Raw genomic sequence first — 17640 nt, forward strand, 5'->3', positions numbered from 1 at the left:
CTCTAGACCGCGATCCGGGCGCGCGCTTCTGGCAAAAGCCGCGCGCGGAATGCAGCCGTCAGCGTCGGTAGCAATTGAATGGCATCACTGACGATCGCGAGATGGGCGAAGTCGAAGATCGGAGCGTTCTTGTCAGTATTGACGGCGACGATCAGATCCGCGCCCTCGACACCAACCCGGTGCTGGATCGCACCGGAAATGCCGGCGGCAATATAGAGCTTCGGCCGGATGGTTTTGCCTGTCTGGCCGATTTGCCGGTCAGACGTAACCCACCCTTTTTGCACGAGAGGACGCGAGCAGCCATATTCAGCCCCAAGCAGGGTTGCGAGCTCGCGCACCAACCGGAAGTTCTCAGGCGATCCTAGTCCTAGGCCGCCCGCAACCACGACATCGGCATAGGCCAGATTGGACGTTTGTGCATCGCGGTCGGGCAGGAATGACAATACTTTTGTGACAATATCCTCTTCGAAAAGGCCGAGCGGATGAACAACGATACGAGCGGCATCGCGGTCGACACGCTCAGGCATCGGCATGACCCGCGGGCGGACGGTGGCCATCTGCGGACGATAATTCAGGGTGTAGATCGTGCAGAGCAGTGAGCCACCAAAGGTCGGACGCGTCGCCGCAAGCGACCCATCGGCGTCCACGTGCAGCGCGGTGCAGTCGGCAGTGAGCCCCGTCGACAAGGTCGTCGCCACGGAACCTGCCAGATCGCGACCGAGCGTCGTCGCACCCAACAGCAGGATCTCGGGCTTGTAGGTGTTGACGAGTTCGGTTAGCGCCTTGGTGTAGGATTCGTTACGGTAATCCGATAAAACATTGTCGCTCACGAGATAGGCCAGATCGGCGCCATAGCAAAAGGCTTCAAGCGCGGCGTTACGTGTGTGCTGCCCTTCCGGACCGATAACCACAGCGGCAAGATTCACTTTTAGCCTGTCGGCAAGGCCGCGCCCTGCACCCATAAGCTCCCAGGAAACGGGATGCACTTGACCACGCTCAAGCTCGACGAAGACCCAGACGTGCTTGTACGACTTAAAGCGCTCCGGCAGCTCTTTTTTGGCTGCTGCGCGGCCGGCGGCCGCTGGCATGGCCGTTCTGCTGACGTTGCTCATACTTTCAAATTCCTCCTCAACGATAGGGGCGCCGGCGCCACGGGTTGCTTGTTCGCTTCGTCAACTGAAGATCACTTTCGGTTAGCAAGTGGCTGGCTGCTCTGCCCCGCCTGCGCGCTTGGACCGGCCGGACAACAATACACGTCGTCGCAAAAGAAGCACCCGTCCGACTGATTTTGGAGGGCTCTGCCAAACCGAACCGTTACTCGCCGGGTTCGACGAGCGCCACCGCGGCTCGGCAAGGCGCCATGGTGATTCTAACCGATAGCTTCGATACCTGAGTGGGCGAGTTCGTACGCTGCGCAGTACCTGCGACCCAGTTCGGCCCAACGACTCCAGATTGGCGGCGAAAACGAGGGCGATCCTGGCAACACTTCTGTCACGCAATCCATCCCGCCCCTCAAACGAAAGCATTCCGTATGGGCCGAAGCTGGCGCTGTTCGTGGCACAGTTCCCATCCGCCAAGAGATGGGCACCGATCTGAGCGGGATCGGGGACCGCTTTGATGCAGATGTTGTTATGCATACCGACTGCAGGAGTAACGCAAAGCGACGACTTACCATTGACCAGCATCTGACCTACGCTGCAGAGCTCTGATCGCGTCAAAACCCGTATCCAAGGAAGCTAACGCGATTATGGGCCTCGGAATGGTAGCGCAGATCTCAGCATGTCGTAAAAGCAGCATCATAGGTCCTCCTTCAAACTCATGCGGTCGACTGCCATCTGTCGGCACCGATGGCAGGACAACAGCAAGTGTCGTACCAGTTGCAAAGACCATTGAAAGCCAGTCGAAAGTAATGCCCTGCGACACAATTCAAACGAACGGCTGATGCCCTTGACGCGAGCAGTCCAGATATGGGTCGGGAATACGACAACCGCCGCTCCGGTCATTGCTTCAGATAGTTGAGCACGAAAGAGAAGGCCCCATATCGGATCGCCTCGGCGCCGGTCGGTCGCAATTCGCTTACAGCGTCACTCCAACTCGCTCAACGGGACAAAGGCCGCGGCCTTCTTAGGGTCTGCGACGGCATCCTTCAAAACCTTGAACACTCGCTGATCGATCGGTGACGATGTCACGAAATCTGCATAGGCTTGCTCCAGTATCGCCTTGCACCTAGCTCTGATTTCCGGCTCTTCGGCGCCAGTAAATTGCTCTTCAGCAAAATATTGTCCCATGCGTTTTAAGATGTGAAGGCGGGCGACATTCACGATTTTGGGGTCGTAATCGACGCCGAGCAGCGAGAAAATCTCCTCTGCCGACGAGGCCTTGCTGAGCCGATCCAGGATACCGGCTGGCATGGATGAGCTGATCATCGAAACTTTCTCCTTCGGATTTGCTCTGGACAGTCAATGAGATGGGGTGGCGCCTCTTGACTGCTGCCGTCCTGCCTCGCACAGCTGGTGCGCATCGCCACGGCCTGACTCCGGAAAGCGGGTGCTCTCAACTTCGCTGCCCAGATCGGCAGGTCCGCCGGTGACGAAGCCAGTCGCGATGAACATCCGGAATCAATGACCAAACCACGATCTAGGTTGACGCTCGTCCGGACGGTCGTCGGACCAGAAATTAGCCGCGCGAAAAGATGCCGATTGGCAGACCGGGGGTGTCTGGTCATTGCGTAGGAGATCACGGCATGCATGGCGGAACGGGAAGTAAGATCTGGAGGTGAGATCGTGCCAGGGGATCTGACGTGCCAAAGCTGGCCTCCGATCGCGTCATCAGCGACATCGGACACTGTCCTTGCGGCGCGTCGGTTTGAAGGGTCGACGCAAACGTTGCTGGACACGGCTCTTCACGCGGGGTGGGTTGCCAGCACCCGCACACGTCGCGCCAGATCGCCGCCACGGTTTCGCGCTCGACCGGCAGCTTGTGCTCGATGGCATATTTGCGGACTTGCGACAGGATCTGCCTGGCTTGATCGTCGCTGGCGACGAGCTGCAATTCATTGAGTAACGCGGTGATCGCCGCAAGTCCGGAATGCTTGCCGAACACAAAGCGGTTGCACCTGCCAAGCAAAACGGGATCAAGCGATTGATAAGTGCGTTGATCCTTCAAACGGCCAGCGACATGAATGCCGGATTCGTGCGTAAATACATGTTGTCCGACGGTCGCCTTGTTCATAGGAATCGCACGTGCGGCCGCGGATGCTACCACCGTGGCGACGTTCTCGAGCTCCGGGAGAATGATGCCGGTCTCGCGCCCGTAGAGCTGCTTGAGTGCGACCGCAATTTCCTCGAGCGGTGCATTTCCGGCCCGCTCGCCCAGCCCGATGACGGTCACTGAGGCGTGGCTCGCGCCAGCCCTGATAGCGGAGAGCGTGTTCGCGGTTGCGAGTCCTAGATCATCGTGATCGTGAAATTCAAGTTCGAGATCGGTAGTCGCACGCAAATTTCCGACCAGCGCGTAGGTTGCGTCGGGATCGAGCACACTGAGCGTATCTGCAATACGAAAGCGGTGCGCGCCCGCGGCTTTTGCAGTCGCCATCAGTCTGATGAGAAAATCGATCTCGGCGCGGGAGGAGTCCTCACCACCGACGGCGACCTCAAGTCCGCGCTCACGGGCATAGCCTACCAATCGCTTCACCCGTTCTAGCGCCAGGTCGCGATGACCACCTAGCTTGGCCGCAATCTGGACATCGGAGGTCGGGATCGACATATTGATCATGGACACCTTTGCTTCGATCGCCGCGTCGACATCAGATTCCCGCATCCGGCACCAGCCTATGGTGGTCACCGGAAGATCTGCTTCGACAGTGGCGCGGATGGCGGCGATCTCCTCGTTGCCCATAGCCGGGGTTCCCGCCTCGATCTCCGTGATTCCGGCCCGCGTCAGCGCCTGCGCGATAGCCAGCTTTTCCTCTGTGGTGAACGCAACGCCAGGTGCCTGCTCGCCGTCGCGCAATGTCGTGTCGTTGAGCACGGTCGGCTTGGCGCGCACCTGGTCGGGCCGAAACGATTTGGCGGCGGTGCTGGCGGCGCTCACGCGAGAGCTCCTTATTATTTGACCTACCTACGATTCAGCAAACAGCATGCCGGCCTGCCGTACCGGCCAACCCATTGATGACCCTACCGCTTCCGCCCTCGACCTTCTTGAGCAAATGAATTGTCGCAAATGCGACAGGTCATGAAGCGGACGCCTTGCCTGTTGTTACTTCGAGTTCGAACGTTAGCAATTGCGGCTCGCCAGGATGTGAGAATTGTCGCCGAGACTTGGGGGCCGCCGCGGCCTTGAACACATGTTCACTCGCTCACATGGAACCGGCGCCAGCCGCGCGCTCAACGTCCCGCGCGGCTTACCAAATCCGGCGAGGCTTTCTCGGATGACTGGGCGATAGCGGACCTTTGCGGCAGTTCAGATGGCCAGTCGCCGGCAACCACCGGCCGAGCCGCCTACAACAGAAAATCGCGCCGGCGCACGGCCATCCGGCTCTCACCGCTTTCTTCACCGAAGCAGATGTTGAAGTCGTTACATTGATTGCACACGGGTGTTGTGCACATCACGAGACCTTCATTCTCACAAATCATGCGGTAGAAGAAGCGCTTCCAGCGCATATTGTTGAAATTGCGCGCGGCGAGCGGCGCGAAATGACGGCTCAGCAGCCGAGAGAGTTCGCCACGATCGCGCAAGCCGAGAGCTTCCCACAGATGGTCCGGCTCTATCGCGCGGCGCGCGATCATCGAAGCCAGCCAGCGGCCGATATCCCCTTCCGTCGATCGTTGCTTGAGCAAGAGATCGCGCAGCATTGCGATCTCGTCGTCCTCTTCGCAGTTGAAAGCCGAAAGCTGCTTCGCGAGCTTGATCTCAAGCGTGGGAAAGTACTGCTCCAGCAAGGCCACCAGTTCAAGGCCGGACAGGCCAGCCTTCTCGGGAAGGGAGCCATCATCCATTGTGGCAGCCGCCAGGATAGACGCCACGACATGGCGATCGAATTTGCTGTCAATGGTAATATCGGCATCTGCAGGATGCACACCGGTGAGCATGCGGTAGGTTGCAATTCCCCTATGCATCTGGCTGTTGATATCAACGGCACAAGCAGCCAGCGACGGAAGCAAGTGCGCGTCAGACATAATTTTGCGGGTCTCCAAAATGGTCAGGTTTGCGCGCCGCAACCTGGTTTTGATCAGGGTTCGCTCGTCAGAATGCCGGCCTCCCGGGATGGGCGTCGAGGAGACCGGCATCCGTCGCGCGCCTTTACGAGGCCGCGAGTTCGGCGGCGGTCTTGCCGATGATGGATTCGTCCACCGGCTTCATAATGCCGTGCTCCATCAGCATGTCCTCGAGCTCGTCCATGGAGATCGGGGTGGGGATGATGCCCTTGCCGCCATTATTGTGAACCTTGGTTGCAAGATTGCGATAGTGATCAGCCTGCTTGGAATCGGGTGCATATTCGAGAACCGTCATCCTGCGCAATTCTGCATGCTGCACCACGTTGTCGCGCGGCACGAAGTAGATCAGCTGAGTGCCTAGCTTCTTGGCTAACGCTTCCGCTAGCTCCAGCTCCTTGTCAGTCTGCCGCTCGTTGCAGATCAGACCGCCCAGCCGCACGCCGCCAGAGTTCGCGTATTTTAGGATGCCCTTGGAGATGTTGTTCGCGGCATACATCGCCATCATTTCACCGGACATCACGATGTAGATTTCCTGCGCCTTATTCTCGCGGATTGGCATCGCAAAGCCGCCGCAAACAACGTCGCCAAGCACGTCGTACGAGACATAGTCGATGTTCTCGTAAGCGCCGTTCTCTTCCAGAAAATTGATCGAGGTGATGACACCGCGGCCGGCACAGCCGACACCTGGCTCAGGACCACCGGACTCCACGCAACGAATGTCCTTGTAGCCGACCTTCATGACGTCTTCCAGTTCTAGGTCCTCCACGCTGCCGGCGCTCGCGGCAAGGCTCAAAATCGTGTCCTGCGCCTTGGCGTGCAGAATCAGGCGGGTCGAGTCCGCCTTCGGATCGCATCCTACAATCAGGATTTTCTGACCCATCTCGGCTAACGCCGCCAGCGTGTTCTGCGAAGTGGTGGACTTGCCGATTCCGCCTTTGCCGTAGAACGCGATTTGTCTCAGTGAAGACATGTTGCTCTCCATCAACCGATTTGCCAAACGTTGCGCGCTTCTTGTGCGAGCTTGGTTCTCTCACAGAAGCGGGGGCACACGGGTTCAAGGGAAGGAGCGCATCGCTCGCCTTGGGCGTCGGCGTGCACTCAGCCCTCACTCAGTGTTGCTGCAGCTCATTAGCAACAGCCGTGCCAGCGCCTGAACTCACATTAAACTTCTGATTACACAGAAACAATCCAACCAGCCGGCGCGTGATCGTTGGCTGTTGCGGATGTGACGGGTTCTGCGCGGCCTGTCGGAAAACAAACAAACAACCACAAACATCAACGACAAAAGCCGGCATCACGGGATCTATTCCGATCTCTCCAATTGTGGAACGGAGCTTGCTGTTCCTCTCGCAACCCGAGCGATTTCGGGAGAATGAATATGCCGGATGGCTCGAAACCTGGCGAACCAGCGGCGAGTGTTGCAAATGCGGAATGGCGCTTGGTGCGCAGATAGCGGGGTTGACCGAAGAACTTCAAATGGGCTCGCGGGTAGCCGCAGCGGCCTGCCACTTGGTCAGCTCAGCACCCCTACATAGGTCGGCCATGGCGACAATCATCGTCTATCAGAAACCCGGCTGCGCAAATAGCGCGCGCCAGATTCAAGCGCTCAAGACCGCCGGCCATGACGTGGTCGTGAAAGACATCTTGAAGCAGCCATGGCATGCGGACGAACTGCGCGGCTTCTTTCGCAATATGCCCGTTAACTCCTGGTTCAACCGAGCCGCGCCCCGTATCAAGTCAGGCGAAGTCAATCCCGATGCTCTCGACGCGGCAAGCGCACTCGCATTGATGGTAGGGGATCCGCTCCTGATACGACGACCGCTGATCGACATAGACGGGGCACGAAGTGCCGGACGCGATCGTGAGCCAGCGCTGTCGCTGATTGGCGGCAAGACGCAAGATGATCTCGAGGTATGCTTGCACGAAGGACACTGCACGCCCTGCCGGCAGGCGTGAAGGCGCTGAGCGTCCCTGCCAGCGAACAAGAAAGGCAACAAGTGGTTTTTCACTTCGGGCTTGCTTCACGCGAAGTAACCGCGGGAACCTCCGCCAAGACGGCGCGCGAGTGATTGCTCGTAGCGCGGCATCGCCGGTATTGCACTGAGTGCCGCGCTCGCCGCTTTGTAACGTGTGAGAGACGTAGCCGCATTCTGTAACCTTTATCACGCGCGACCTCCGCGGCCTAACGCCGCGAAGCAGATTCGTCAAAGGATCCGTTCAAACTGACTACTGGATTATTACGATCAAAACAGAACATGTTTCGTGGCCGTGATCCTAGCAACTTAGCGGGACAATTGTGCTAACGGTCGCTTTGTTTTTGATCGGTATCAAATACTACTACGTTCATCATGTGTGACAGAGATCTCGCGCGGCTGCTCGCGCGAGTTTTGGAATGGAGACTTAGATGAGAGTACTAGCAGTTCTGACGAGGGCATCGGTCCTCGCGCTTGCGAGCTCGTTGGCTAGCAATTCGGTCCAAGGTGCGGATCTGGGCCCGGCACCGGTCTACTATAAAGCGCCTCCAACTGTGGCCTCCAGTCCCTGGATGATCCGCCTGCGCGTGCTCGGCGTTCTTCCGGATACCGCAGGTAGCTCAGTCAACGTTGCTGGAACGCCATCGCTGTCGTCACCGAGTTCAGGGCTTTCGCTCAGCGAGCGAGCCATACCAGAGCTCGATATCACCTACTTCTTCACAGAAAACGTAGCCGCTGAACTTATTCTCGGCGCGACTCGCCATCACATCAGCGGCAATGGCGCACTCACGGGGCTCGATATCGGCACCGCCTGGCTATTGCCGCCAACACTAACCCTTCAGTATCACTTCACCGATTTCGGCCCGATAAAGCCGTATATCGGCGCGGGCATCAACTACACTGCATTCTTCAACCAATCGGCAGCCAATTTGTCGTTCGGCGGTCTTACGTCACGGATCTACACATCAGAAACCAATTCGGCGCGGCGGTCCAATTCGGCTTCGATTATATGCTTGACCGTCACTGGGGCCTCAACCTTGACGTGAAGAAGCTGTTGCTGCGGCCGGAGTACTCCGCGACCGTAAACGATGCGGTTGCCGTCACCGGGCGCGCCAATATCGACCCATGGCTCGTCAGCGGCGGCGTCGCTTACAGGTTCTGAGGGCGAGAACAGCGTCAAGGAGACTCCGTTATCGACTCGGACGCTACGAGCGCGTCAAGCGCGTCTCCTACCCTCACCGTGTGCAGTGGGAAGCTAGCTGACACGTCATCGCCGCGTCAGCTGGCCAGAGGTAGACAATCATTACCAGCATTGCTCTCGCTGTGAGCTACGAATCGGGCGGCACGTAAGTGACGATACGAACAGATGGGCGCGTTATAATTCCATTACTGCGTGGGCGCGCGTTGCAAAGGACAAACTTTGCCTATTTGGCCTCAGAAGAGGGGATGCGCCGCGCACATGTCAATGACCTCGGGTTGGATGGTCAACCTCAGACGATCCGAGCTCCGAGCGGCCGAGCAGCTCCTGGACGAGCACGCCGTCCATGCTTGCGGGTCCGGTCAAGTGGTCGCCAGGACGCCTCTAACTTCGCTTGAGCACCATCACAAGGCGGTCGACCCGTTTGCCCTGCTTGAGATGGGATTTGACGATCTCGTCAACGTCCTCAGGCGTGGTCACGCGGTACCAGATTCCGCCGGGATAGACTACCAGCAAGGGACCAGAGCTACAAAACCCAAGGCAGCCCGCCATCGTGAAACCGATATCGTTGAGGCCTTGCGCTTCGATCGCCTTGCCCATTCGATCCCACAGGGTTTGCGCGCCTGAGGCGCCGCAACTGCCATGCGGATGTCCTGATGGACGCTGCGTGTTGCAGGCAAAGACATGATGCCGATACAGCTGCGGAAGCTCCATTTCTTCTTCTGAGTTCATGCGCCTATCCTCTGTTGATGCTGAAGAAACGGGGTGCGAGCACGTAATGCCCAGTAGTCTCTTGCGATTGAACGTACCATAATTCCCAGTCGCGCTTGCGGAACAGGCGCGATGAGCCAGCGCCATAGTGGTTGTCGTCGCCAAAGAAGCGCGATAGGACCTGCGCGTACCGGCGCCGCCTATTGATCAATTTCAAGCTCGCTCCTGTCATGTCGATCTGTTTATCCACCCGTCGCTTATTCTCGATCCAAGTCAACTAAGTATCACATCAGTGTGCAACGTTCACTTCTGCAACGATCCTTTGCTTAGGGCAGCGCGCCTCGCAAGTATTGCCGAAGTAAGCGATCTGTCGTCGTCTTCTCGCTTCTATCAGCGGTCCCCAACCGGCTAACAGCCCCACGGCTTCTTTCAGGTCAATGGCATCGGCCGGAAAGACCCCCAAACCCTCTGACCTATTCGCTCATCAGGTCCCGCCGGTTTGCTGTTCGCTCATCTCGGCCTCGCAGTTTCCTGCCTGAAGACATCGACCGCAGTCCGACTCAGCCGAAAAACCCCGCGGCCACGAGTGAGCGGCCGATAAGCCGAGCTGGCCCGGGTGTTGAGGACATCAAACCATTGGTCGGGCGTAAGCCTGGCCGGACGCTCGCTGATTTGTATCACCCTCCCGTTCGGGGCGAAGCGGACGTGGATGACGATTTCTTGCGAGTTCATACGATCCCTATTTGGTAACACTCACGATCACGGGCCGAAGAGACCAACGATCTCGATGATAGCGTGCTTGCCCTGGGGCACTCGGCGCAGGCCTCAAGGCGAGCCTTTGACGCCGATACTGGTTATGATTGAGCAGGCCTTCTCCGCCCTCGCCTGGAACATTTTTCTTCCCCCTTTCCTGAACGAGTACATGCCGCCGGTGGCATTCCAGCGCGGGTCACGATGTATAAAGCACGTATCCCCGCCTGCTCATCTCTTGCGATAACAGGTGTGCGCTCATCCAGCTGACACTTCGCAAATTCAGTGCTCACCGCACAACGTTCCTTTCGCGCCAACTGTACGCTAGTCGGTCGCTTTGGGTCGGCCGTAATCTGCGATCCGATCGATCGAGCATATGAAGATCGAGACAATGAAATTGTCGGAACGGCTGATTTGATCCCCTGACGCATCGCAGCGGCCCAATAAATCTGCAACTGGCACCGGGCTCAAGCCAGCGCCATCCGCAGCAAGCTGGTCGTTCGATTTCGATCAATTCTTTCGCAGTGAGCGCCATCGTGGCTTCTTTTCAACTAAAAGGCTGGCCCCTTATTGCCAGAACAGGCGCTCAGGATCCGCGTTCAATTCGTCGATTGCAGAAGGCAAACGGAGGTAAAGGCTGTAACATTCCCAGACTCCCTGGGCATGATTCTTGCGAAAAAGCTTCCAGATCCCGCTCACGGTATCATAAAGAATTAGGGCGACATCGATGAGAGCGCCATCCGTGTCGATGTTGCGCGAGCAACAAGGGCTCTCGACGAGGTAGCCCCCTCTCACCGGCCCAACTTTCGGCGAGACGTAAAGATAGCGCTTGCGCGCGCTCAAGCCGCGCTCAATTCGTTTGCGATCGAGCTCGTTTGGGTGAGGCAGCAACCCCGTTTTTGCTTTCCTCATCAGCGCGGCATTCATGGCGAAAGCCTCCTTCAAAGCACTGCTATTTCTTCTTCAAGACAGCCGATCAGCAGCGCCTCACCAAAATCGACAATATAGACCGGCACGTTCGCTTCGGTGTGGATAGCGACCTTGATGATTTCGCCGGTCGCTCCGGCAGTGAGCAACACTCCCTCGGGCTCCGCGTTCGGAAATGAGCTATCGTTGGTGAGGTCGACTGCGGCTTTGACTCGCTGGCCCCGTCGATATTTCGGAACGGCTTGCTGAGTCATGACTCCTCCGGCAACGGCAGATCATCGATCTCCTCGCAGGTTTCCACCGGCTCTAGTTCCTTGCGTTTCATGCCAACCCGGTGGCCGCTGTCCAGAAATGCCACACCGTAGATGTAGAATTGCTGCAAGAAAGTGCCGATCGAGACGACGTAACCCACCTCCCCCTTCTTGACTAAGACGTCACCAATCTCCTTGCCGGGATAGGTGCCATCGTTTCGGATGGCGCGATTGGCTCGGAGCTTTTGGCCAAAGCTGAAGGCGGGTGGGTCGCTGAGCTCGACGATGTCGCTGTCACGAACAATGCTGCTCATATACCCCTCCTCATGCGCCGCTCCCTCTTCAGATGCAGAGAAGCCGCCTAGCCTACGCGGGCAACACTCTGCATCATTTCGTGCCCACCCGCCGGATCGTCAATCGCATCGACGATGGGAGGGCTGCCTCGGAGGGCGCTCTCGTACCACGAAGCGCCCTCGCACCGCTGAGATGCCGCCAGGCCGTGCTGCCGACCCAGTAGCACCACCGCAGGACAATGCAGAGCGGTTGCCGTCCCGAAGGGCGCGAACCCGGCGCCTGCGACGAGGGCGACGGATTCAGCACCAGGTCTTACCTTGCCGCTCATGAGACCTCACGCTTTACTCTGGCGCTTGATACCGAGGCGAGGACCTGTCAACCACGCAGGTATTGTCGACCGGACAGGCGGCTGCACATTGCGGCTCGTCAAAATGGCCAACGCATTCGGTGCATTTCGCCGCTTCAATGACAAAGTTCCCCTCCTTCTCCGATATAGCAACGTTCGGGCATAAGGGTTCGCAGGCTGAGCAGCCCGTGCACTGCGAGGCGATGATTTTGAACGGCACATATTCCCCCTTACGCCGCAGAGATCCGAGCTCCTAGCGGAATCGCGGCGTCGCCGCGCTCTACATGCTGGACTTCCCCACGCCTCACCTTGTCGAGATATGACCTAAACCAAGTGATCGCCGACTTCTCAATGAACTCATAGGCGAATTGATCGACCGGCTCGATGCCCGCCTTGATCAAATTGCTTTTCGGGCCGCCGCCGATCTTGGCCACGAAGACCGCATGGCAGTCACGGATGCCGCGCACGATGGTGGAAAGTCTATCTTCCTCGCCATAACCGCCCTGGCAGTAAACCTCCACACGGCGTCGGCCAACGAATTTGGCGCCTGATGTAGAGAGCTCGTACATTTGAAATTCTTTTGCGTGCCCAAAGTGCTCGTTGATCAACCCAGAGCCCTTGGTTGCAACCGCCACCAGAAGAGTGATCGCGCTGATCTCTCCGGAAAGCTTCTCAAGCTCCTTTTGGCACGCCTCGGCTTTGGCGACGCGCTCATTCTCTACTCTTTGCTGATAAGCCTTGCGCATCTCTAAGTCATACTGGACGTCCATTTTCATCACCTGATCAGTGGTGAACTCTGGGCCTCGATCGTCCCCGAGTAGACCAACCGCGTCGGCGCGGCACTGGCGACAATGCCGCATCATGTTTATCCGCCCTTCACAAGCATCTTGCAGCGCTTTCAGTTCTTGCGCGGTCGGGCCGCGCTGACCGCTGAGGCCAAATGCTGTGCCATGCTCGGGTGCGGAGATCAGCGGCATGATATTGTGAAGGAAGGCACCGCGCGACGTGACCGCCTTGTTGACCTCGACCAAGTGGTCATCATTGATGTTGGGAATCATCACCGAGTTTATCTTGCACAAAATACCCCGTTCGCTAAGCATCTCGAGGCCTTGCAGCTGGCGATCAGTGAGTATCTTTGCCGCCTCAATGCCCGTGTATCGCTTGTGGTTGAAGAAGATCCACGGGTAAATCTTGGCTCCGATTTCGGGATCAACCATGTTTATGGTGATGGTGACGTGGTCGACCTTGGACCTGACGATGGTATCAACATAGTCCGGCAGTGCGAGTCCGTTGGTTGACAGACAAAGCTTGATGTCGGGAGCCGCCTTGGAGACCAGCTCGAACGTTTTGAACGTCTTTGCTGGATTGGCCAGAGCATCGCCCGGTCCAGCGATGCCAAGCACTGTCATCTGAGGGATGGTGGTCGCGACCGCGAGCACTTTTCTGACCGCCTGCTCAGGGGTGAGCTTCTCGCTCACCACGCCCGGACGCGATTCATTGGCGCAGTCGTATTTTCGGTTGCAGTAATTGCACTGGATGTTGCAGGCAGGCGCGACCGCGACATGCATGCGAGCGTAATGATGGTGCGCGTCTACGCTATAGCAGGGATGGTCTTTAATCTTTTCCCAGATTTCGGTTGGCAGATCGCCTTGGCCGGCCTTCGAGCCGCAGCTCGCCTGCCCGGTCTTGGCCGAAGCGCAGCTGCCCTTATGATCGGTGGTGGGCTGCATAATCTTGCCGTGATTTACTGCAGCTTTGACATATGTTCCGCGTCCGACGACCGCGTTCATTCGCTTTTCCCTGGAGACATCGTCGCTCTCCCAGGACCATCCGTGAGCGAGCCTCATAAAGCTAGGTAGCAACTTGCATGCCATGGCCAGAATGATGCAATCGCAGCAGCAGGCCATCGAGTTAGTGCTACGTTAGCACCGGCGCATGCAACAACAGCCATGATGAGCTTGTTAGCAAAACGACAGATACGTCGCTATTCTCACCCAGAGCTCTATGCCTTGCGCATTCATTCTCGCGCTAAGCTCCCCCGAACGCCGCTCCATCTAACGCGTTTGCCGCGTTGCGGCTCTCGCAAGCCCGTTACACGCGGGGGGATCCGGGCTCGACAAGGCCAGTAGTGGCTACCACGGATCCTGCTGGACGCCCAACGACGGGGCGCAGGATGGAGTGTAACCGCCTCGGCTCAACTGAGCGAGCGATTGTCTGCGTCGTCAATTCCGTTGCGACGGCGCTATGTTTGCTAATTTCGATATGCTGGGTCGCCGCTGACCGTATTGCCCCTAACTTCCCGCGGCGGCGCAAACTTGCTGGCCAAGAAGCCGAGCATTCGGTCTGGCGTGGTCGGCAGAACGGATCTCCGCCATTCAGCGTGGCCAGGACGATATGGAACGATGCTCGGGGCCCTCAAACCACGAGAGCGCCCCACGCGGCCCGCCGCAACGACAAAGTCGATCTGCGGGAGTGTCTTCACGGATTGTGCCCGGTCTCGTCCCGCTTTTTCACATTGATTGTGATCGGCAACCGGGTGTCGCTCGCCATCTCAGGCAAATCGAACACCCAGCCATTAGCCACTTTGATCCAGCCGCCCCATAGAGTCTCGTACTCGGATTCCACGATTTTCTCTTCGAGATCCTTTTTTGGCACGTAGATGGACAGGCCCTCCGGAGACCGGCGGATCATGATCTTCACGAGGTCTACTCCCTAACAGTGGCGCCGGAGATGGCGCGCATGCGAGCCACAATGTCGGACACAGCGCACACGGCCTCATCGACCTCCGCCAACGAGGTCTCACGCGACAGAGAAAAGCGCACGGCGCCGTGCATCCGCCACGTCGGCACCTGCATAGCACACAGAACATGCGATGGCTTCATTGAACCGGAGTTGCAGGCTGATCCGAGCGACACGGCTATGCCCGCCCGATCGAGATGGTGGGCGATGGCTTCGCCTTCGAGGTGGTCGAAGGCAATATTGGCCGTGTTCGCCAACCGATTGCTGACGTCACCGAGCACAACGCACTCCCCATTGCGCAAAACTCCACGTTCAAGGCGGTCGCGCAAAGCGCCAATGCGAACGCGCTCGGGTTCAAGCCGCTCCGCCGCAAGCCCGGCAGCCTTTCCCAGGCCGACGATCGCGGGAACATTCTCGGTCCCGCCGCGGCGCCCTCGTTCCTGTGATCCGCCGCAGATTAGCGGCCGGAATTTAGTCCCCTTGCGCAAATATAATGCGCCGACCCCCTTGGGGCCGTGCAGTTTGTGCGCGGATAGCGACAGCATGTCGATCGCGCTTTCCTTTAGGTTCAAACGCACCTTCCCAATTGCCTGGACCGCATCTGTGTGAAACAGCGCGCCCGCCTCACGCGTCAATCCTGCCAGAAACTCCACAGGAAACAACGTTCCGGTCTCGTTATTGGCCCACATCACGGAGGCAACGGCTGTGCGTGGCCCAAGCGCGCAGCGAAACGCCTCGATATCGAGCCTGCCGCAAGCGTCTACGGGTACTATGTGCGTCTTGACTCCCCTTGTCGCCAATTGCTGAGTTAGCGCAAGTACAGCGGAGTGCTCAACCGAAGTAGTGACAATTTCGTCTCGATCTTCCTGCGTCGCCAGAGCAGAGAGGATGGCGGCATTATTGGCTTCGGTCCCTCCCGAGGTGAAGACGATTTCATGATCGTATGTGTTACCTAACAGGTCCCTCAGGCTTCGCCGGGCCTGCCTCACAGCAACTGCGACGTCGTTGCCGAAGGTATGCCTGGATGAGGCATTGCCGAAATTCTCAGTGAAGAACGGCAACATCGCTTGCACGACGGACGGATCAGTCCGTGTCGTTGCATTGTTATCGAGGTAAATCGGCGCTCGATCTTCGCTCAATCCACTGCCCCACCAGTACCAGAAACGAGGATTAGCTGACCAAATCCGGGGATTTTACCCACGAGCCACGTGCGTACGTCCCACGCTCGCCCTCGAACGCTTACACGACGTACAGGCACCGGCCAGCCTAGCCATGAACAGACTGCCATCGATGCCGATCAGCTGCCAGCCGCCACCGTGGAGTTGTAGAATGAGGCATGAAAAGTTCGAGCGCGTCGCGAATGCGACGCTCCCGCTTTGTCGTAGTGGACGACGATTGCCTCAGTTGTTTTGGCTCGGCCGGCGCGCTTCGATGTTTTCTTCTCATCACCTGAACAATGTTTTTCATCAACAGAACGATTTCCCGCAGGAGCAGTTTGCGGTGGCGTTCGGGTTGTGAAAGGTGAATCCAGAGCCCTCCAGCGCCACGACGAAATCGATGGTCGTACCGACTAGATGATCGCAGCTCTTGCTATCGACGAACACCTTCAGCCCATCGCATTCGATCACGGTGTCGTCAGGCTTCGGTTCCTCGGCCAGACCCATCTTGTATTTGAAGCCACTGCAGCCGCCTGCTTCAATCATGACGCGCAGACCGCCGGACGGGCGCGTGGACGATGATATCGCACTCTTGATCGCATTCACTGCGCTATCGGTCAGGTTGATCACGTCTTTCCCTCATCAGCTTGAACGTAGCTAAGAGCAAGCCACGTGCCAGCGCGCAGACACTTAATGATGCGCACCTTCGCACGTTGGCTTTGGAACAGGCGTCGGATTTCCTACAAGGCTACTCTAGGCGGTGCCAGCCAATGACGCGTTGTCTTCTTAGGGTGGGCCGCAACGCTGCGGCGGCAGGCAATTTGCATCGGATCTGGCACCGACCAACAGGTCGGTGAAGAGCTTAGATCAAGGACGCATTTTATGACTGCAATCGAGAACACCGCACTTGGCAGACTTGAGAAGGAGGGCCGCCTGCTTAACGCCGTACTCAAAGGTGCGACTACCAAGCCGGGCCGGTTCGGCTTTCGTGGCGACGTCGCACTGAAGTTCCAGACTCAGGTCGCGGACGAGAAGCGACCGCCAGACTATTCGATCGAGCAGGTTCTGACGTTCGCGCAGGACGGAGAGCGCACTATTCCGGTGCTGGCCGGCTACCTACATTCCTTTGCATATCTTGCTGACGTCGCGACCGTCCTTGACGGCACCTTAAGCCCAACCGGCGGCTACTTCATGTTTTGCAACAACATCGATTTGCTGGCGAAGTACAGAGTGAAGTTCGGCGATATTAACTTCCACGTCTTACCCTGCGATGAATCCACCGTTTGGAAGGAGATGATGGACCTGGTCGGGCTGAACAAGGATGATATCAAGAAGCTCGATCCGCGGGGTAAGCTTGATTGCCTCCTCGATGCCACGAAGGATCTCGATCTGTCGTGTGAGGAGATCTCGTATGACGACGGGCTAAAGAGGATGGAAGCGGTGAAAAACCGCAACGAGAACCGGCCGGTCTAAGCGCAGTCTTCAGTTATTTGCCCATGCATCGTCTTCGACAAGATGCACACCAACGATGCAGATATCGCCTTCCAGAACTGCCAACGCGATCGGCGTGAGCGCTCTACCCTCACATGGACCTTCGACGCACCGCCCGGTGCCGAGTTCGAAGGTCGAACCGTGCTTGCCGCACATCAATCGGGTGCCGCAAGAATCGAGGAATTGGTTCTGTTCCCAGTCCAATTTGACGCTGTTGTGCGGGCATTTATTGACATAGCCAAGCACCTTTTTGCCCCAGCGCACCACGATGATGGACCACGGCCGGTGCTTGCCGTCATCTTCGACGACCATAAGATGGAATCCCATGGCTTGGCGGCTCGGAATGTCGTTAAAGCCGCAAATTGCATAGATGGGATTTGGCTGCATTCATCACCCGGTTGTTGCAAGGCGCTTTTCATTGTCGTTGTGCAATCACCGTGCAAGAAGTGTACAAGTGCCGGAACGTGTTTCCGGCAATCCAATCGAAAGCTTCGCCGTCGCAGCATACCAATTTCTTTCGCTTGCGCGCAAAATTCAGAACAATTCGCAGGAGCATTGAGCCTTGCTGCCCTTTCCATGCCTAGCTG

General features: G+C 57.8%; 17 protein-coding genes and 1 pseudogene. 3 read left to right on the forward strand and 15 right to left on the reverse strand.

All coding sequences use genetic code 11. The annotated features are described in order from the left end of the window. Positions 1-2: 2 nt before the first annotated feature. From DCG74_RS32775 to nifH, 5 genes are all read right to left on the reverse strand, one after another. Entirely contained in the window at positions 3-1112 is a 1110-nt protein-coding gene (locus DCG74_RS32775; RefSeq protein WP_172787727.1) for an electron transfer flavoprotein subunit alpha/FixB family protein, read from the reverse strand. A 972-nt stretch (positions 1113-2084) separates the two neighbouring features. Continuing rightward, positions 2085-2426 carry a nitrogenase stabilizing/protective protein NifW gene (gene nifW / locus DCG74_RS32780; RefSeq protein WP_172787728.1) on the reverse strand — a complete coding sequence of 114 codons (342 nt, stop codon included), beginning with the start codon at positions 2424-2426 and terminating at the stop codon, positions 2085-2087. A gap of 310 nt (positions 2427-2736) precedes the next feature. Beyond that, entirely contained in the window at positions 2737-4047 is a 1311-nt protein-coding gene (gene nifV, locus DCG74_RS32785; RefSeq protein WP_257187596.1) for a homocitrate synthase, read from the reverse strand. A gap of 452 nt (positions 4048-4499) precedes the next feature. Continuing rightward, the gene (locus DCG74_RS32790; protein WP_246708931.1) at positions 4500-5288 is read right to left on the reverse strand and encodes a nitrogen fixation protein NifQ; all 789 of its coding nucleotides are present in this window, start codon (positions 5286-5288) and stop codon (positions 4500-4502) included. A gap of 13 nt (positions 5289-5301) precedes the next feature. Then, complete coding sequence (gene nifH / locus DCG74_RS32795; RefSeq protein ID WP_027571409.1) at positions 5302-6186, reverse strand: nitrogenase iron protein; 885 nt, start codon at positions 6184-6186, stop codon at positions 5302-5304. 233 nt (positions 6187-6419) lie between these two features. On the opposite strand from nifH, the gene DCG74_RS32800 reads away from it, so the two are divergent. Beyond that, a complete protein-coding gene (locus DCG74_RS32800) occupies positions 6420-7172 on the forward strand; it encodes an ArsC/Spx/MgsR family protein (RefSeq protein WP_337993360.1) in 753 nt (250 codons plus the stop codon). Positions 7173-7620: 448 nt separating this feature from the next. Further along, positions 7621-8351, forward strand: a pseudogene (locus DCG74_RS32805) (OmpW family protein). Between the two features lie 420 nt (positions 8352-8771). Here the strand turns inward: DCG74_RS32805 and DCG74_RS32810 are convergent. The 9 genes from DCG74_RS32810 to DCG74_RS32855 form a co-directional block, all read right to left on the reverse strand. Next, the gene (locus DCG74_RS32810) at positions 8772-9119 is read right to left on the reverse strand and encodes a ferredoxin (protein WP_172787729.1); all 348 of its coding nucleotides are present in this window, start codon (positions 9117-9119) and stop codon (positions 8772-8774) included. A gap of 1296 nt (positions 9120-10415) precedes the next feature. Then, positions 10416-10775 (reverse strand): DUF3024 domain-containing protein, encoded by a 360-nt coding sequence (locus DCG74_RS32820; RefSeq protein WP_172787730.1) that lies wholly within the window; start codon positions 10773-10775, stop codon positions 10416-10418. A gap of 14 nt (positions 10776-10789) precedes the next feature. Then, positions 10790-11029, reverse strand: coding sequence for a nitrogen fixation protein NifZ (locus DCG74_RS32825; RefSeq protein WP_172787731.1), 240 nt, complete (start codon positions 11027-11029; stop codon positions 10790-10792). Further along, positions 11026-11340 carry a nitrogen fixation protein NifZ gene (locus DCG74_RS32830; protein WP_172787732.1) on the reverse strand — a complete coding sequence of 105 codons (315 nt, stop codon included), beginning with the start codon at positions 11338-11340 and terminating at the stop codon, positions 11026-11028. Before DCG74_RS32830 ends, DCG74_RS32825 begins: the two co-directional genes overlap by 4 nt. 321 nt (positions 11341-11661) lie before the next feature. Beyond that, positions 11662-11886 carry a 4Fe-4S binding protein gene (locus DCG74_RS32835; RefSeq protein ID WP_172787733.1) on the reverse strand — a complete coding sequence of 75 codons (225 nt, stop codon included), beginning with the start codon at positions 11884-11886 and terminating at the stop codon, positions 11662-11664. A 10-nt stretch (positions 11887-11896) separates the two neighbouring features. Further along, entirely contained in the window at positions 11897-13456 is a 1560-nt protein-coding gene (gene nifB / locus DCG74_RS32840; protein ID WP_172787734.1) for a nitrogenase cofactor biosynthesis protein NifB, read from the reverse strand. A 688-nt stretch (positions 13457-14144) separates the two neighbouring features. Continuing rightward, positions 14145-14366: a putative nitrogen fixation protein NifT gene (gene nifT / locus DCG74_RS32845; protein WP_172787735.1), complete on the reverse strand. Its 222-nt coding sequence runs from the start codon at positions 14364-14366 to the stop codon at positions 14145-14147. 5 nt (positions 14367-14371) lie between these two features. Then, the gene (gene nifS / locus DCG74_RS32850) at positions 14372-15544 is read right to left on the reverse strand and encodes a cysteine desulfurase NifS (RefSeq protein ID WP_172787736.1); all 1173 of its coding nucleotides are present in this window, start codon (positions 15542-15544) and stop codon (positions 14372-14374) included. A 327-nt stretch (positions 15545-15871) separates the two neighbouring features. Continuing rightward, entirely contained in the window at positions 15872-16192 is a 321-nt protein-coding gene (locus DCG74_RS32855; protein ID WP_036031955.1) for an iron-sulfur cluster assembly accessory protein, read from the reverse strand. A 252-nt stretch (positions 16193-16444) separates the two neighbouring features. Between DCG74_RS32855 and DCG74_RS32860 the strand changes: the two genes are divergently transcribed. Next, positions 16445-17035 (forward strand): hypothetical protein, encoded by a 591-nt coding sequence (locus DCG74_RS32860; protein ID WP_172787737.1) that lies wholly within the window; start codon positions 16445-16447, stop codon positions 17033-17035. A gap of 9 nt (positions 17036-17044) precedes the next feature. Here the strand turns inward: DCG74_RS32860 and DCG74_RS32865 are convergent, their stop codons facing one another. Next, complete coding sequence (locus DCG74_RS32865) at positions 17045-17440, reverse strand: Rieske 2Fe-2S domain-containing protein (RefSeq protein WP_172787738.1); 396 nt, start codon at positions 17438-17440, stop codon at positions 17045-17047. Between the last annotated feature and the right edge of the window lie 200 nt (positions 17441-17640).

It is taken from the genome of Bradyrhizobium sp. WBAH42, assembly GCF_024585265.1.
In the GTDB taxonomy this organism is placed as follows: Bacteria; Pseudomonadota; Alphaproteobacteria; order Rhizobiales; family Xanthobacteraceae; genus Bradyrhizobium.

Excerpts from the sequence above, each read along its gene's own strand:
- DCG74_RS32775 (WP_172787727.1), bottom strand. The coding sequence starts at position 1,112 with ATGAGCAACGTCAGCAGAACGGCCATGCCAGCGGCCGCCGGCCGCGCA.
- nifW (WP_172787728.1), bottom strand. The coding sequence starts at position 2,426 with ATGATCAGCTCATCCATGCCAGCCGGTATCCTGGATCGGCTCAGCAAG.
- DCG74_RS32790 (WP_246708931.1), bottom strand. The coding sequence starts at position 5,288 with ATGCCGGTCTCCTCGACGCCCATCCCGGGAGGCCGGCATTCTGACGAG.
- nifH (WP_027571409.1), bottom strand. The coding sequence starts at position 6,186 with ATGTCTTCACTGAGACAAATCGCGTTCTACGGCAAAGGCGGAATCGGC.
- DCG74_RS32810 (WP_172787729.1), bottom strand. The coding sequence starts at position 9,119 with ATGAACTCAGAAGAAGAAATGGAGCTTCCGCAGCTGTATCGGCATCAT.
- DCG74_RS32820 (WP_172787730.1), bottom strand. The coding sequence starts at position 10,775 with ATGAATGCCGCGCTGATGAGGAAAGCAAAAACGGGGTTGCTGCCTCAC.
- DCG74_RS32825 (WP_172787731.1), bottom strand. The coding sequence starts at position 11,029 with ATGACTCAGCAAGCCGTTCCGAAATATCGACGGGGCCAGCGAGTCAAA.
- DCG74_RS32830 (WP_172787732.1), bottom strand. The coding sequence starts at position 11,340 with ATGAGCAGCATTGTTCGTGACAGCGACATCGTCGAGCTCAGCGACCCA.
- nifB (WP_172787734.1), bottom strand. The coding sequence starts at position 13,456 with ATGAACGCGGTCGTCGGACGCGGAACATATGTCAAAGCTGCAGTAAAT.
- DCG74_RS32860 (WP_172787737.1), top strand. The coding sequence starts at position 16,445 with ATGACTGCAATCGAGAACACCGCACTTGGCAGACTTGAGAAGGAGGGC.
- DCG74_RS32865 (WP_172787738.1), bottom strand. The coding sequence starts at position 17,440 with ATGCAGCCAAATCCCATCTATGCAATTTGCGGCTTTAACGACATTCCG.